The following is a 13,988-nucleotide window of genomic DNA, read 5'->3' on the forward strand; positions in this document are numbered from 1 at the left end:
CCGCCACGAGTACGCGCGCCGGACCATGGCATCCGGCTCAGCCCCGGCCGGGTCACCGGGCCCGCCGGGCCGCCCGGGCCCGCCGGACTGCCGACCGCCGGGTCACCGGGCCGCCGTACCACCACCGGACCAGCCGCTGCCGGGGCGCGGGTCACCGGATCGCCGGGCCACCGCGCGCCCGCGCCGCGTGCCCGCGCCTCGCGCCCGCGCCCTCACCTCCGCGCCCGCACCCTCGTGCGCCCGCGCCTCCGGAAGAAGTGCCGCCCCCACTTGCGTCACCGCGCCCCGCCCCGGCCGCGATTCCGTACCACCCCCATCTCCCCCCGCGCCCGGCGGACCGGTACCGTGTCTCACGGATAACCAACCATCTATCCGTGAGGTCTATCATGACGACCAGCAGTACATCCGCGACCACCGGCGAGATACCCGACGAGCAGGTGCCGGTCAGCGTCCTCGGCGGCCCGACGGCGCTCATCGAGTACGGCGGCCTGCGCCTCCTTACCGACCCGACGTTCGACGCGCCGGGTGAGTACCCGGTCATGGGGGTCGCGGTCCTGTCCAAGACCGCGCCGCCCCGCGCGACCGCCGCCGAGCTGGGGCGGATCGACGCGGTACTGCTGTCCCACGACGAGCACCCGGACAACCTGGACCGTTCGGGGCGGGAGCTCCTCACGGACGTGCCGCTCGTCCTGACCACCCCCGGCGGCGGCACCCGCCTGGGCGGCAACGCCCGCGGCCTCGCGCCGTGGGAGTCGGTCGAGCTGCCCCGCCCGGACGGCGGCGCGGTCACGGTGACGGCCACACCAGCGCTGCACGGCCCCGAGGGGGCCGAGGAGATCATGGGCGAGGTGGTCGGCTTCGTCCTGACCGGCCAGGACCTGCCGACGGTGTACGTGAGCGGCGACAACGCGTCGCTGGACGTGGTGCGGGAGGTGGCCGAGCGGTTCGGGCCGCTGGACACGGCGGTGCTGTTCCTCGGGGCGGCACGCTCGGTCTTCTGGGACGGCGCGCTGATCACCCTCGACAGCGCGATGGCCGTGGAGGCGGCCCGCATCCTGGGCGCCCGCAGGGTGGTCCCGGCCCACATGGACAGCTGGAGCCACTTCACCGAGGGCCCCGAGGAGGTGGCGGCGGCGTTCCGTGCGGCCGGCCTCGACCAGCGCCTGTACATGGCCTGACGGACACGGATGCCGAGGACAGGACGAGTGGGCGGGCCCCGACAGGCCCGTTCCCCGCGCTGATGGCCTGCGCTCTTCGCCGGTCGCCCGGACGGAGTACCCGGCAGGTCGCCATGTCGCACCCCCGCCCACAGCCCGGCGCCGCGCTCGTCGCCGGCCTCGGCGCCGCACTCGACGCCCTGGACCGCGCGTTCGCCCGCGAGGAGCCGTTCCCGGTCCGGGGCTGCCCGCACTGCTACCGCGAGCGGGACCTCGTGGAGCTGTCCTCAACGACGACCTGGGCTACCACGTCGAGTCCCGCGAGGGCGGGCCCGACCGGCACTTCCAGGCGTGGGTGCCGCGCGGGCACGGGGTCTTCGGGCCGGAGCCCGTGGCCCGGGTGGTCCAGGACTGGGCCTTCGGACGGCCCGGCTGGCGCGAGAGCCCCCGCCTGGGTCCCGTGTCACCCGAACAGTCCTGCGCCCGCCACCACCGCTGACCGGCCCCTCCGGGGCCCAGGGGTCCGGACCGCGTCCCTGACGTGCCCGGCGGCGACCGCCCTGGCGTGGGCCGGGATTCAGGCGTAAGCGAGCATGGGTCCCATGAACAGTGACCCCGGGTCCGAGATCGCGGGCGACCGGATCAAGGTGTGGTTCCGGTTCGTTCCTCGTGAGGGGTGGCTCCCGCAGGACACCGAGGGACTCTGGGCGACGAGGCTCGGCGCGGACACCGCTCGTGTGGACAACGTCCCGTTCCTGCAGGACGGGGTCGCGCAGGGGGACGTGGTCCGGTTCCGGACGGACGACGAGGGACTGCACTGGGCCACGGGCCGAGTGAGCGCCTCCGGGAACTGCACGGTCCGAGTGCTGCCGGTCGCGTCCGGACCGCTCGGCCGGAGCCCCCGGGCGGTGCACCAGCGCCTCGCCGAGTTCCAGCTCGGCGGCGAGGTGTTCAGCGACGAGTTTCCGCTGGTGGCGTTCGACGTGTCGGCCGGCACCGACTTCGGCGCGCTCAAGCTGCTCCTGGTTCGCGGGCAGGACGAGGGCTGGTGGCATTTCGAGGTCGGCAGCGGAACCGAGGCGTTCTGGAACGCCTAGCGCCGTGACCGGCGACGACTTCGCCGCGTGCATGGCATGGCGGTCAGCACGCGCCGCCCCGCGAGCAGTCGCGCCCGCGCCACCACTCCGGACGGGCTTCGCCGGGCCGCCCTCAGTCAGGCGTGCCCGGTGCGGGGGCGGGGTCCGGGGCGGTGACCGGGTCCTGCTCCACGTCGTACGGCGCCTCCGGGTCCGGGGCGTCCGGGCACGGGCTCTCGGGCGCCGGGGCATCCGGGGCCTCCGGGGCGGGGCTCGCGGGGGCGGACCGGGAAAAGCCGAGCCAGGCACCCGGGTTCCAGGAGCGGGGTCGGCGGCGGTCGGGCGGGGGCGGGTTCCCGCGGCCGGACGCCCCCACGCCCGCACGCCCCGCGAACCTCGCGCCCTTCGACGGCTTCCTGTGGCGGGCCTTCCGCGCGGGCTTCGGCACCTCCGGGGCCGACGGCGTCTCCGGGGTCCCCACCTTCTCCTCCGCCTCCGCGCGCCCGGCCCGCTCGCGGGTGCGCCACAGCCGTAGCGTCAACGCCACCGGCACCGCCACCACCGCCGTCCACACCAGCGCCGCCGCGCCCGCCTGCCACCACACCGGCCCGAACACGGCCAGCCGCCCCGCCCCCAGCGGCCCCGACGCCGCCGCCGCGAGGCCCGCCGTCACCGCGCCGCACACCACCGCCGCCAGCGCCGCCGCCCCCGCCGTACGGCCCGCGCTCCACGTCTCGTCCCGGCGGGCGAGCGGCGGCGCGGCATCCTCCGCCGTACGCCACCCGGCCACCGCGCCCGCCGCCACCGGCACCACCGCCACCGCCCAGGTCGCCCAGCCGCCCCGTACGCCCTCCGGCACCGCCGCCAGCAGCGGGAAGTCGGGCACCGCGGGCACCCCCACCACGCCCAGCGGCGTCACCACCGCGCCCACGCCCAGCGCGAACCCGGGACCGAGGCCGTACGCCGCGCCCCACACCGCCGCGTTCGGCAGCAGCGCCAGGGCCAGCGCCAGCACCGTCACGCGCCCGGCCCAGTCCACCGACAGGCCGGTCAGCGACGTGTACGCCGCGTCCCAGTGCCACACCAGCGACCCCGCCACCAGCAGCGCCCCGCCCCCGAACAGCACCAGCAGCGCCCCGCCCGCCGCCCGCGCCGCCGCCAGGGTCCTCGACCGCGCCGGGGCCCGCCGCACCCACGCGGGCAGCCACACCGGCAACGGCCCGAGCGGACGCCCGTACGCGCTCCACGCCCCGGCCGCCGCCGCCAGCACCACGACCGGCGGTACGTGCCCGGCCACGCTCGGCGGATGCGCCTCCAGCGGCCCGCCCAGCGCGTACAGGGCGGCCGCCCCGGCGACCGCCAGGTACCCGGCCGACACCGCGCACACCGCCCCGACGGGCGCCGGCCTCGGCCGCGTACCGCCCGGTTCCAGCGCGTCGCGGGCCGCCCGGTACGCCAGCCACACCGGCAGCGCGGCCAGCAGCAGCGGCACGACACCGACCGGCGCCGGGGGCCCGCCGCCGAGCGTCCCGGGGCGTACGAGCTCCACGCCGTGCACCAGCAGCCACAGGCCCGCCGCGACGTGCAGGGCTCCGGAGGGCCCGCTGTCGGGGTACGGGGAGCCGATCCACGCCGCGATCACCAGGACGGTGAACGCGCCGAGGCCCAGCCCCGCCGCGGTCACCCCCCGCACGAACGCCACCGCCGCCGCGGCGGCGGGACGGCCGCCGTAGACGGCGGGCGGCGACTCGGTGACGGGGTTCGCCGTCTCGGGCGCGGGCGCGGCCAGGGGTGCGGAATCGGACACGGAAGCGGTCACGGAAGCATGCTGCCAACGACACGCGCTGTAGTCGCGCAACAGGCGGATGCCCGTTGTGTCGCTCAATATACGTTTATGTACTTTTCCGCTACGGACGGTGTTCGCGGAGGCTGGCGATGACGCAGGGCACGATCGACGGCGGCACGCACGGGACGGCGACACTGGACCCGCCGCCCGCGGCCGAGGCGCCCGGACCGGAGACGGCGGCCGCGCCCGCGACGCCCGTCGAGGCGTTCGACGCGCTGTACGCGTACGCCGCGCCCGGCCTCGTACGCCAGGCGTACGCCCTGTGCGGGCGGCGGCGCCTGGCGCGGGAGGCCGTCGAGTACGCCTTCCACCAGGCGTGGGACCGGTGGCCGGAAGTCGCCGTCGACCGGGACCCGGCCGGGTGGGTGCGGGCGGTCGCGCACGACTACGCGCTCTCCCCCTGGCACCGGCTGCGCCGCGCCCTCCGGTACCCCGACCCGCCGTCCGGCCCCGGCCCGGTACGAGCGCTGCGCGACGCGATGCTTCAGCTGCCGCCCTCGTACCGGCGCACGCTGCTGCTGTACGACGGGCTCGGCGTCGGGCTGCCGGAGGTGGCCGCCGAGACGGAGGCCAGCAGTCCGGCCGCCGCGCACCGGCTGCTCCACGCGCGCGACGCGGTCGCGGAGCGGGTCCCCGCCCTGGCCGACCCGGACGTGCTGCGACAGCGGCTGGGCGAGCTGCTGGAGCAGGGCGCGGCGACGGTGCTGGCGGCACCGAAGGCGGTACGGGCGGGCGGCGAGCGGCGGGTGTGGCTGTGGACGCGCGGTACGGCGGCGCTGTCGGCGCTCATCGTCGCGGCGACGGCCTTCACGCTGGCCACGGCACCCACCCGGTACGAGCCGCCGCTGGCGCCCGGCGAGGCGGTGGCGGGGGTGCCGGTCCTGAGCGGCCCGCAGCAGCTCACTCCCCGTGCGGAGCAGCTCCGCGTCCACCTGGACCAGCAGCCCGTCACCGGCCCGGCCCGCCTGCTCCCGTCCCCCCACTGACCCGAGCCCCCGGGTCCCGCACCGCGAGCCGGCCCGCGTCCCGTCCGCGCGCCACCCCCGCTGCCGGGCCCATGCCCGTGCCGGGATCGCTGCGGGCGGGTTCGCTCCGCTGCGGGCATCCGGTCCGCCCTCAGGCCCCCGGGGCGGACCGGATGCCCACAACCAGGGCGGGTGCTGGTGCCCGGCCGCGGGGCGGCTGGGCGCGGTGCCCGGGTACGAAGAAGCCCGCCTCCCGGCCGGGGCCGGGGGCGGGCTGCTTCGGGTGGCGTTACGCCTGGGCGTTCAGGATCTCGCGAGCGAGCTTCGCCGTCTCGGTCGGCGTCTTGCCGACCTTGACACCGGCGGCCTCCAGGGCCTCCTTCTTCGCCTGCGCCGTGCCGGACGAGCCGGACACGATGGCACCGGCGTGGCCCATGGTCTTGCCCTCGGGCGCGGTGAAACCGGCGACGTAGCCGACGACCGGCTTCGTCACGTTCGCCTTGATGAAGTCGGCCGCGCGCTCCTCCGCGTCACCGCCGATCTCACCGATCATGACGATCAGCTCGGTCTCCGGGTCGGCCTCGAAGGCCGCCAGGGCGTCGATGTGGGTGGTGCCGATGACCGGGTCGCCACCGATGCCGACGCACGACGAGAAGCCGATGTCGCGCAGCTCGTACATCATCTGGTAGGTCAGCGTGCCGGACTTCGACACGAGACCGATCTTGCCCGGCTTGGTGATGTCGCCGGGGATGATGCCCGCGTTGGACTGGCCCGGCGTGATCAGGCCGGGGCAGTTCGGGCCGATGATGCGGGTCTTGTTGCCCTTCGACTTCGCGTACGCCCAGAAGGCGGCGGAGTCGTGGACGGCGATGCCCTCGGTGATGACGACCGCGAGGGGGATCTCCGCGTCGATGGCCTCGACGACGGCGGCCTTGGCGAAGGCCGGCGGGACGAAGAGGACGGAGACGTCGGCGCCCGTCTTCTCCATCGCCTCGGCGACCGAGCCGAAGACCGGGACCTCGGTGCCGTCGAAGTCGACGGTCGTACCGGCCTTGCGGGGGTTCACGCCACCGACGATGTTGGTGCCGTCACCGAGCATGAGCTTGGTGTGCTTCATGCCCGTGGCGCCGGTCATGCCCTGGACGATGACCTTGCTGTCCTTGGTGAGGAAGATAGCCATGGTGTGTCTGTGACCTCGTCCCTTTTACTTCGCAGCCGCGAGCTCGGCGGCCTTGTCGGCCGCGCCGTCCATGGTGTCCACGCGCTGCACCAGCGGGTGGTTGGCGTCCGACAGGATCTTGCGACCCAGCTCCGCGTTGTTGCCGTCGAGGCGCACGACCAGCGGCTTGGTGACTTCCTCGCCCTTGGACTTGAGGAGCTCCAGGGCCTGGACGATGCCGTTGGCGACCTCGTCGCAGGCGGTGATGCCGCCGAAGACGTTGACGAACACGGACTTGACGTCCGGGTCGCCGAGGATGATCTCCAGACCGTTCGCCATGACCTCGGCGGAGGCGCCGCCGCCGATGTCCAGGAAGTTGGCCGGCTTCACGCCGCCGTGCGCCTCACCGGCGTACGCGACGACGTCCAGGGTGGACATGACCAGGCCCGCGCCGTTGCCGATGATGCCGACCTCGCCGTCGAGCTTGACGTAGTTGAGGCCCTTCGCCTTGGCGGCGGCCTCGAGCGGGTTGGCGGCGGCCTTGTCCTCCAGCGCCTCGTGCTCGGGCTGGCGGAAGTCGGCGTTGGCGTCCAGGGAGACCTTGCCGTCGAGGGCGAGGATGTCACCGGAGGCGACCTTGGCGAGCGGGTTGACCTCGACGAGGAGCGCGTCCTCGGCGACGAAGGTCTTCCACAGGGTCACGAGGACCTCGGCGACCTTCTCGGCGACCTCGGCCGGGAACTTCGCCTGGGCGACGATCTCGCGGGCCTTCTCGATCGTCACGCCCTCGTTGGCGTCGACCGGGACCTTCGCGAGGGCCTCGGGCTTGGTGGCCGCGACCTCCTCGATGTCCATGCCGCCCTCGACGGACGCCATGGCCAGGAAGGTGCGGTTCGTACGGTCGAGGAGGTACGAGACGTAGTACTCCTCGAGGATCTCCGGCGCGGTCTCGGCGATCATGACCTTGTGGACCGTGTGGCCCTTGATGTCCATGCCGAGGATCTGCTGGGCCTTCTCGACCGCGTCCTGCGGGTCCGAGGCCAGCTTGACGCCGCCGGCCTTGCCGCGGCCGCCGACCTTGACCTGCGCCTTGACGACCGACTTGCCGCCCAGCCGCTCCGTCGCCTCGCGCGCCGCCTCAGGCGTGTCGATGACTTCACCGGCCAGCACCGGTACACCGTGCTTGGCGAAGAGGTCCCTCGCCTGGTACTCGAACAGGTCCACGCGCGTCCGTCCCTTTTCTGGTGATCGCGGTTCGTTGTCATGCGTGGGCGTGCCGCGCGCCCGTCATGCGGGCGGAGGGCAACGTGACTGCTCTGTCACAAGGGAGGCGTACACGGTGTCCGTGGACGCGGCATGTCCGTCTCGCAGGTTATCCCCGGAGCGGGTGCCACCCTAAATCGCAGATCCCACCCGAACGGTGATACCTGTCACAGGCCGGGGCCTCCCACGGGCGGCCCCACCGGCTGTGAGACCGCCCGTGCCTGCGGATTTCGTCGCAGACCAGGCGCAGTTCGCCCGGCGAGCCGGTACGGGCGCCGCCCCTGCGGTTCCTGTAGGGGAGCCCGGCACGGCCGGCCGTGCGCGACGGGAGTCACACCGAGGCGGTACGGGCCGGTCCGCCGGGGGCCGGGCCGATCCGCCGGGGGCCGGGCCGTCCGCCGGAAGCGGGGCCGGTCCGCCGAGGGCGGGGGCTCGGCCGGTGCGCCGGGGGCGGGGGCTGGACCGCCGGGGCGGGGCCGATGCGCCGGGGGGCGGGGCCGGTCCGCCGGGGGCGGGCGCCTTCCGGAGCCGCCCGGCCAACGGCTCGGGTCCGGTCCGGCACCGCTCGAAGCCGGGACCCCGGAGCCCGCGCCGGGACCGCCCGACTGGGCTCCAGGAGCCGGACCGGGACCGCCCGGCCGAGACTCGGGAGCCCGTACACGGCCGCACGGCGGGAACCCGGAGGCCTCTCCACGGCCGCCCGGCCGGGTGCCGCGTCGCACCGGGTCAGCCCCTCGTGGGCCACCGCGCCGGGGGCCGGGCTCCGGTCACCGGGCCACTCGGCCGGGGCCCGGCGCCAGATCGGGACCCCTCGCCCGTTCCGCCGTGCCCGGGGCCCCTACTGGGACCGCGCTGCCAGGGCACCGGGCTCCGGTCGCCGGGCCACTCAGCCGGGGGCCGGGCGCCGATCCGGCCTGCTCAACCGCAGGGCGTAGTCACGCACGGTCGGGCCGCCGGTCCGGGACCGCCGCGCCGGGGCGGACCGGCTCGGGGGCAGTCCCTGGGCCGCCCGGCGGTCCGGGGCCACCCAGCCCGGGACGGAGGTCCGTCCCGGGGGTGCGGGTCACACCGGGTCCGGCACCGGTATCGGGCGTTTCTCCAGGGCCGCCGCCATCACCTCGGGGAACAGGTCCGGGGTGCAGGCGAACGCCGGGGCGCCGAGCGCGGCCAGCGCGGCGGCGTGCTCCCGGTCGTACGCGGGCGCGCCCTCGTCGGACAGGGCGAGCAGCGCCACGAACTGCACCCCGGCCGCCTTCATCGCCGCGACCCGCTTCAGCATCCCGGCGCGGATGCCGCCCTCGTACAGGTCGCTGATCAGCACCACCACGGTCTCAGCGGGCCGGGTGATCTGTGACTGGCAGTAGGCGAGGGCACGGTTGATGTCCGTACCGCCGCCGAGCTGCGTGCCGAAGAGCACGTCCACGGGGTCGTCCAGCTGGTCGGTGAGGTCCACGACGGCCGTGTCGAAGACGACGAGCCGGGTCGCGATCGACCTCATCGACGCCAGGACCGCCCCGAACACCGACGCGTACACGACAGACGCCGCCATCGAACCGGACTGGTCGATGCAGAGCACGACCTCCTTCTTCACTGCCTGCGAGGCGCGCCCGTAGCCGATCAGCCGTTCGGGGACGACCGTTCCGTACTCGGGCAGGTAGTTCTTCAGGTTGGCGCGGATCGTGCGGTCCCAGTCGATGTCCCGGTGGCGGGGGCGGCTGACGCGGGCGCTGCGGTCGAGGGCGCCGGTGAGGGTGGCGCGGGTGCGGGTGGCGAGGCGCTTCTCCAGGTCGTCCACGACCTTGCGGACGACGGCCCGCGCCGTCTCCTTGGTCGTCTCGGGCATGGCCTTGTTGAGGGAGAGCAGCGTGCCGACCAGGTGGATGTCCGCCTCGACGGCCTCCAGCATCTCCGGCTCCATGAGCAGCGCGGACAGGCCCAGCCGGTCGATCGCGTCGCGCTGCATGACCTGCACGACGGAGCTGGGGAAGTACGTGCGGATGTCGCCGAGCCAGCGGGCGACGGACGGCGCGGAACCGCCGAGCCCCGCCGACCGGTCGCGGCGCCCCCGCCGGTCGGCGTCGCCGCCGGCCGTCCCGTACAGGGCGCCGAGCGCGTCGTCCATGGCGGCGTCGGTGCCGGTGAGCGCGCAGCCCGTGCCGTCCGCCGCTCCCCCGCCGAGCACCATGCGCCAGCGCCGCAGCCTTTCCTCGTCGCCGGTCACCGGCCCACCCCCACAAGGTCGTCGTCGGGCTGCCGGTGGCCCAGCAGCAGGTCAAGGAGGGGCAGCACCCCGTCGGCGCGGGCCTCGTCGAGGCCGGGTCCGAAGCCGGGCGCGCCCGCCTCGGTGAGCGCCGCGCCGCCGCCCTGGGCGGGGCCGCGCCGGACGAGTTCCCCGAGTGTGCGGCGCACCCCGGGCTCGTACGCGGAGAACGTGCGGCGCAGCAGGGGCAGCACGTCCGTGAACGCCTCGGCCGGCACGGCCGTCAGCCAGGCGTCCACCAGGGCGAGCAGCCGCTCGTCGTGGACGAGGAGCATGCCGCCCGAGCCGTCCCCGCCGGGGCCGCCCGCCCCGACGAACCCCTCGATCCAGGCGGCGGCGTCGCCGGGCGCCGTGCCGGGCGACAGGGCGAGGCCCATCAGCCGGGCCGCCTCGTCCTCGGCGAGGCGCCCGTCGTCCAGCAGGAGCCGGGCGGCTCGGCCGCGCAGAACGCCGGGGATCGTGTCCCGACGCGCCAGCCGCTCCAGGACGGCCGTCCAGCGACCGGTGACCTCGTCGGCCTGCGCGTACGCGTCGGCGCTGCCCGTAGGGCTCGGGGCCGGAGTCGGACCCGCGTCCGCCTCGGCCTCGCCGTCGCCGTCCGGGTTCGCGGTGGCGGCCGGGCTCACGGACGCGGCGGGGCTGGTTGCGGCGGTCGGGAGGAGTCGTATCGCCGCGTGCACCGTGTCGAGGTGGCCGCGCATCTCGGCGGCGCCGTCCGGGTCGAGCCCCGCGCAGGCCGGGGGGAGGCCGACGCAGACGCGCAGGGCGAGGCCGGTGGCGACCTCGGCGAGCACCGCCGTGTCCGTGCCGCGTACGTCGCCGTAGCGCAGGGCCCTGGCGAGGGCGGGCAGGGCGCGGGCGAGGCGGCTCACGTCCGTGTCGAGCGCGGCGCGGTCGGCGAGGGCCTTCATGACCAGCGGCAGCGCGTCGGGGAGGTCCGCGAGGAGGCACCGTTCGGCGAGGGCGGTGATCTCGGTGAGGGCGGTGGCGGCGACGGCCTCCGACTCGGCCCTGGCGGTGGCGGCGGACAGCACCGTGGTGCCCCACACCCCGGCTTCCGCGACCCGCACGTGCAGCTCGGGCTCCCAGCGCAGCCGCCAGCTCTCCCGGAACGTGCCCGTGCCCCGGGCCCGCTCCGGGGTGCCCCAGTCGATGCCGAGGACGCGCAGCCGGTGCAGGAGGCGGCTGCGGGCGGCGTCGGTGTCCTTGCGCAGGTCCAGGTCGAGTTCCCGCTCGGCGGCCTCGGGCTTGAGGCGCAGGGTGCGCTGGAGGCGGCTCAGGTCGCGCTGGAGCGGCACGGCTGGCGCCCCGTCGGGGACCTCGCCCAGGACGTCCCCGACGACGAGGCGGTCCCGGATCAGGGCGAGCGGCACGTCGGAGCCGTCGCACATCACAGCCCGTACGGCGTCGGTCGTCTCGGTGAGCCCGGCCAGGGGGCGGCCGCGCATCGTGGCGAGCGTCGCGGCGAGCCGTACGGCCTCGATGACATGGGCGGACGACACGGGGTGGTCCTCGTCGCGGAGCAGTCCGGCGACCTTCGTCATCCACCGCTCGACCGGCCGGTCGGGCGCGGCGAACAGGTGCCCGTACCAGCCGGGTGAGGCGATGCCCGCGCCGTACCCGGAGCGGCGGGCCAGCCTGCGGTGGGTCCACGGCACCCACGTCGTCTCGGCTTTGACCTTGGGTAGGCCCTTGAGGAGGGCCCGGTCGGCGGTGGCGGTGTGCTTCCCGGCGAGCGCGGGGACGTGCCAGGCGCCGCAGACGACGGCGACGGCGTCCCCGTGCTCCTTGCGGGCGGCGCGCAGCTGGAGCCGCATGTACGCCTCGCGGACGGGGTCGCGGGCGTTGTCGCCGTGCCCGTACGCCTCCCGGAGCGCCGTCATCGCCTCCGCGACGGCCGCGAACGGGGCGAACGGGTCGGCGGGGCCCGCCGCGCGGTGCTCGACCACGTCCTCCCACCAGCGCTCCGGGTCGTCGTACCCGGCGGTCTCGGCGAGTACGGCGAGGGGGTCGAGGCGCAGGCCCCGGCGCCGCCCGTCGGCGGACGGCTCGCCGGAGTCGTCGCCGTCCGTGTCGTCGTCCTCGTCGTCGCTCCACGTGGGGTCGCCCATCATGGCGAGGGAGTGCGCGGCGGGCAGGTCGCAGAAGCGGACGGCGGCGCCGTGGTCGAGCGCCCAGCGGATGGCGACCCACTCGGGCGAGAACGCGGCGAACGGCCAGAACGCGGCCCGTCCGGGGTCGTCAACGGCGTGTGCCAGCAGGGCGACGGGTGGGCTCATCCGCTCGTCGGCGGCGAGCGGCAGCAGCGCGTCGGCCTCCGGCGGGCCCTCGATCAGTACGGCCTCGGGGCGGGCCGCGTCGAGGGCGGCGCGGACGGCGCGGGCGGAGCCGGGCCCGTGGTGGCGCACCCCGAGCAGCAGGGGGCCTGTCACGCCGACACCTCCCGGCAGGCGCGGTAGAAGTCCTTCCAGCCGTCCCGCTCGCGGACGACGGTCTCCAGGTACTCCTGCCAGATGACGCGGTCGGCGGCCGGGTCGCGGACGACGGCGCCGAGGATGCCGGCGGCGACGTCGGCGGGGCGCAGCACGCCGTCCCCGAAGTGGGCTGCGAGGGCGAGCCCGCTGGTGACGACGGAGATCGCCTCGGCGGTGGAGAGCGTGCCGGACGGGGTCTTGAGCTTGGTGCGGCCGTCGGTGGTGACGCCGTCGCGCAGCTCGCGGAAGACGGTGACGACGCGGCGGATCTCGTCGATGCCCTCGGGCGCGCCCGGCAGGTCGAGGGAGCGGCCGATCTGGTCGACGCGGCGGGAGACGATGTCCACCTCCGCCTCCGGGGTCTCGGGCAGGGGCAGCACGACCGTGTTGAAGCGGCGGCGCAGGGCGCTGGACAGGTCGTTGACGCCGCGGTCGCGGTCGTTGGCCGTGGCGATCAGGTTGAACCCGCGGACGGCCTGGACCTCCTGGCCCAGCTCCGGGATGGGCAGGGTCTTCTCGGACAGGATCGTGATGAGCGTGTCCTGCACGTCGGCGGGGATGCGGGTCAGCTCCTCGACGCGGGCGGTCATGCCCTCGGCCATGGCGCGCATGACGGGGCTGGGCACGAGGGCGTCGCGGCTGGGCCCGTGGGCGAGGAGCCGCGCGTAGTTCCACCCGTACCGGATGGCTTCCTCGGGGGTGCCGGCCGTGCCCTGGACGAGGAGCGTCGAGTCGCCGCTGACGGCGGCCGCGAGGTGCTCGGACACCCAGGTCTTGGCCGTGCCGGGGACGCCCAGGAGGAGCAGGGCGCGGTCGGTGGCGAGGGTGGTGACGGCGACCTCGACGATGCGGCGCGGGCCGACGTACTTGGGTGTGATCACCGTGCCGTCGGGGAGCGCGCCGCCGAGCAGGTACGTGGCGACCGCCCACGGCGAGAGCCGCCAGCGCTCGGGGCGGGGCCGGTCGTCGGCCGCGGCGAGCGCCTTCAGCTCGTGCGCGAACGCGTCCTCGGCGTGCGGCCGAAGGGCCTCGGCGGCCGTTTTCTCGGTGGTTGCGGGCGCGGTCATGGGGTCCCCCTCCAGATCGTTCGGATCGTTCGACCGGGTCTGGGAACAACCGTGCACCACGCCACTGACAATCGATCGTCTCCGCAGGTGGGGGGCGATATCAGGCGTGCGTGGCGGGGGCGTTGACGATGCGTCGGCCGGACCGTGGGGACGCGCACGCCGACGGTCGCCGCCACCGTCCCCGCCGTGACGTCGCGGCGGGGGCGGGCGCGCGGGCCCGTCGGTCATCGGTGCGGGCGGGCCGGGGACGCCGCGGCCATTCCACCGGGCGCCCGCGCACCGCCTCCCGTCACTTGGTGGCGATCGGGGAGATCGCGACGCAGCTGAGGGTCGCGCCCGCGCCCTTGCCGGAGGCCTCCTTCAGCACCTTGCCCTCGTGGGTGATCTTGCACGTGGCCTGGGCGCCGTCCTGGATGGCGACGGGCGTGACGAGCGGCGCCTCGACGCCCTTCAGCGTGACCGTCTTGCGCCACGGCAGGGTGGGCTTCTCGACGGTCTCCAGCTTCGGGTTCATCGCGTCGCCCCCGCCGCCGTTGTAGCTGATCGACTCGACGCTCGCGCCGGTCACCTCGTACGTCACCTCGTACGTCTCGTTGATCGCGTTGTCCACCTGCTTGGCCGCCTCGTCGGCCGCCTGCGAGCAGGCGCCCAGGCCGAAGGCGAGTCCCGTCGCGGTCAGGACGGCGACGACGGATCGGCTGGTGCGGTTCATGCGCTCCCC

At 75.5% G+C, this 13,988-nt stretch carries 10 protein-coding genes; 3 read left to right on the top strand and 7 right to left on the bottom strand.

Annotated elements, in window-relative coordinates:
* The first annotated feature begins 386 nt into the window (after positions 1-386).
* Both J116_RS09935 and J116_RS09940 read left to right on the top strand, forming a co-directional pair.
* Complete coding sequence (locus J116_RS09935; protein WP_023586939.1) at positions 387-1,178, top strand: MBL fold metallo-hydrolase; 792 nt, start codon at positions 387-389, stop codon at positions 1,176-1,178.
* 581 nt (positions 1,179-1,759) lie between these two features.
* Positions 1,760-2,254, top strand: coding sequence for a DUF4265 domain-containing protein (locus J116_RS09940; protein WP_023586940.1), 495 nt, complete (start codon positions 1,760-1,762; stop codon positions 2,252-2,254).
* Positions 2,255-2,366: 112 nt separating this feature from the next.
* Here the strand turns inward: J116_RS09940 and J116_RS29880 are convergent, their stop codons facing one another.
* Entirely contained in the window at positions 2,367-4,052 is a 1,686-nt protein-coding gene (locus J116_RS29880) for a cell division protein PerM (RefSeq protein ID WP_161492111.1), read from the bottom strand.
* A 116-nt stretch (positions 4,053-4,168) separates the two neighbouring features.
* On the opposite strand from J116_RS29880, the gene J116_RS09950 reads away from it, so the two are divergent.
* On the top strand, positions 4,169-5,065 hold the full coding sequence (locus J116_RS09950) for an RNA polymerase sigma factor (RefSeq protein WP_023586942.1): 897 nt from the start codon (positions 4,169-4,171) through the stop codon (positions 5,063-5,065).
* Between the two features lie 268 nt (positions 5,066-5,333).
* Here the strand turns inward: J116_RS09950 and sucD are convergent, their stop codons facing one another.
* The 6 genes from sucD to J116_RS09980 all read right to left on the bottom strand — a co-directional run bounded on the left by sucD (position 5,334) and on the right by J116_RS09980 (position 13,979).
* Positions 5,334-6,224, bottom strand: coding sequence for a succinate--CoA ligase subunit alpha (gene sucD, locus J116_RS09955; RefSeq protein WP_023586943.1), 891 nt, complete (start codon positions 6,222-6,224; stop codon positions 5,334-5,336).
* A 24-nt stretch (positions 6,225-6,248) separates the two neighbouring features.
* Positions 6,249-7,427 carry an ADP-forming succinate--CoA ligase subunit beta gene (gene sucC, locus J116_RS09960; protein ID WP_023586944.1) on the bottom strand — a complete coding sequence of 393 codons (1,179 nt, stop codon included), beginning with the start codon at positions 7,425-7,427 and terminating at the stop codon, positions 6,249-6,251.
* A gap of 1,102 nt (positions 7,428-8,529) precedes the next feature.
* The gene (locus J116_RS09965) at positions 8,530-9,651 is read right to left on the bottom strand and encodes a VWA domain-containing protein (RefSeq protein WP_051203464.1); all 1,122 of its coding nucleotides are present in this window, start codon (positions 9,649-9,651) and stop codon (positions 8,530-8,532) included.
* A 32-nt stretch (positions 9,652-9,683) separates the two neighbouring features.
* Positions 9,684-12,158 (bottom strand): DUF5682 family protein, encoded by a 2,475-nt coding sequence (locus J116_RS09970; protein ID WP_023586946.1) that lies wholly within the window; start codon positions 12,156-12,158, stop codon positions 9,684-9,686.
* The gene (locus J116_RS09975) at positions 12,155-13,267 is read right to left on the bottom strand and encodes an ATP-binding protein (RefSeq protein WP_023586947.1); all 1,113 of its coding nucleotides are present in this window, start codon (positions 13,265-13,267) and stop codon (positions 12,155-12,157) included. Before J116_RS09975 ends, J116_RS09970 begins: the two co-directional genes overlap by 4 nt.
* Positions 13,268-13,556: 289 nt before the next feature.
* Positions 13,557-13,979, bottom strand: coding sequence for an MmpS family transport accessory protein (locus tag J116_RS09980; RefSeq protein ID WP_023586948.1), 423 nt, complete (start codon positions 13,977-13,979; stop codon positions 13,557-13,559).
* Between the last annotated feature and the right edge of the window lie 9 nt (positions 13,980-13,988).

Source organism: Streptomyces thermolilacinus SPC6, from assembly GCF_000478605.2.
GTDB classification, from domain to species: Bacteria; Actinomycetota; Actinomycetes; order Streptomycetales; family Streptomycetaceae; genus Streptomyces; species Streptomyces thermolilacinus.

What these genes read in the sequence shown, in the direction of transcription:
- J116_RS09975 (WP_023586947.1), bottom strand. Translation starts at nt 13,267, where the DNA reads ATGACCGCGCCCGCAACCACCGAGAAAACGGCCGCCGAGGCCCTTCGG.
- J116_RS09950 (WP_023586942.1), top strand. Translation starts at nt 4,169, where the DNA reads ATGACGCAGGGCACGATCGACGGCGGCACGCACGGGACGGCGACACTG.
- J116_RS09980 (WP_023586948.1), bottom strand. Translation starts at nt 13,979, where the DNA reads ATGAACCGCACCAGCCGATCCGTCGTCGCCGTCCTGACCGCGACGGGA.
- J116_RS09940 (WP_023586940.1), top strand. Translation starts at nt 1,760, where the DNA reads ATGAACAGTGACCCCGGGTCCGAGATCGCGGGCGACCGGATCAAGGTG.
- J116_RS09935 (WP_023586939.1), top strand. Translation starts at nt 387, where the DNA reads ATGACGACCAGCAGTACATCCGCGACCACCGGCGAGATACCCGACGAG.
- J116_RS09965 (WP_051203464.1), bottom strand. Translation starts at nt 9,651, where the DNA reads ATGGTGCTCGGCGGGGGAGCGGCGGACGGCACGGGCTGCGCGCTCACC.
- sucD (WP_023586943.1), bottom strand. Translation starts at nt 6,224, where the DNA reads ATGGCTATCTTCCTCACCAAGGACAGCAAGGTCATCGTCCAGGGCATG.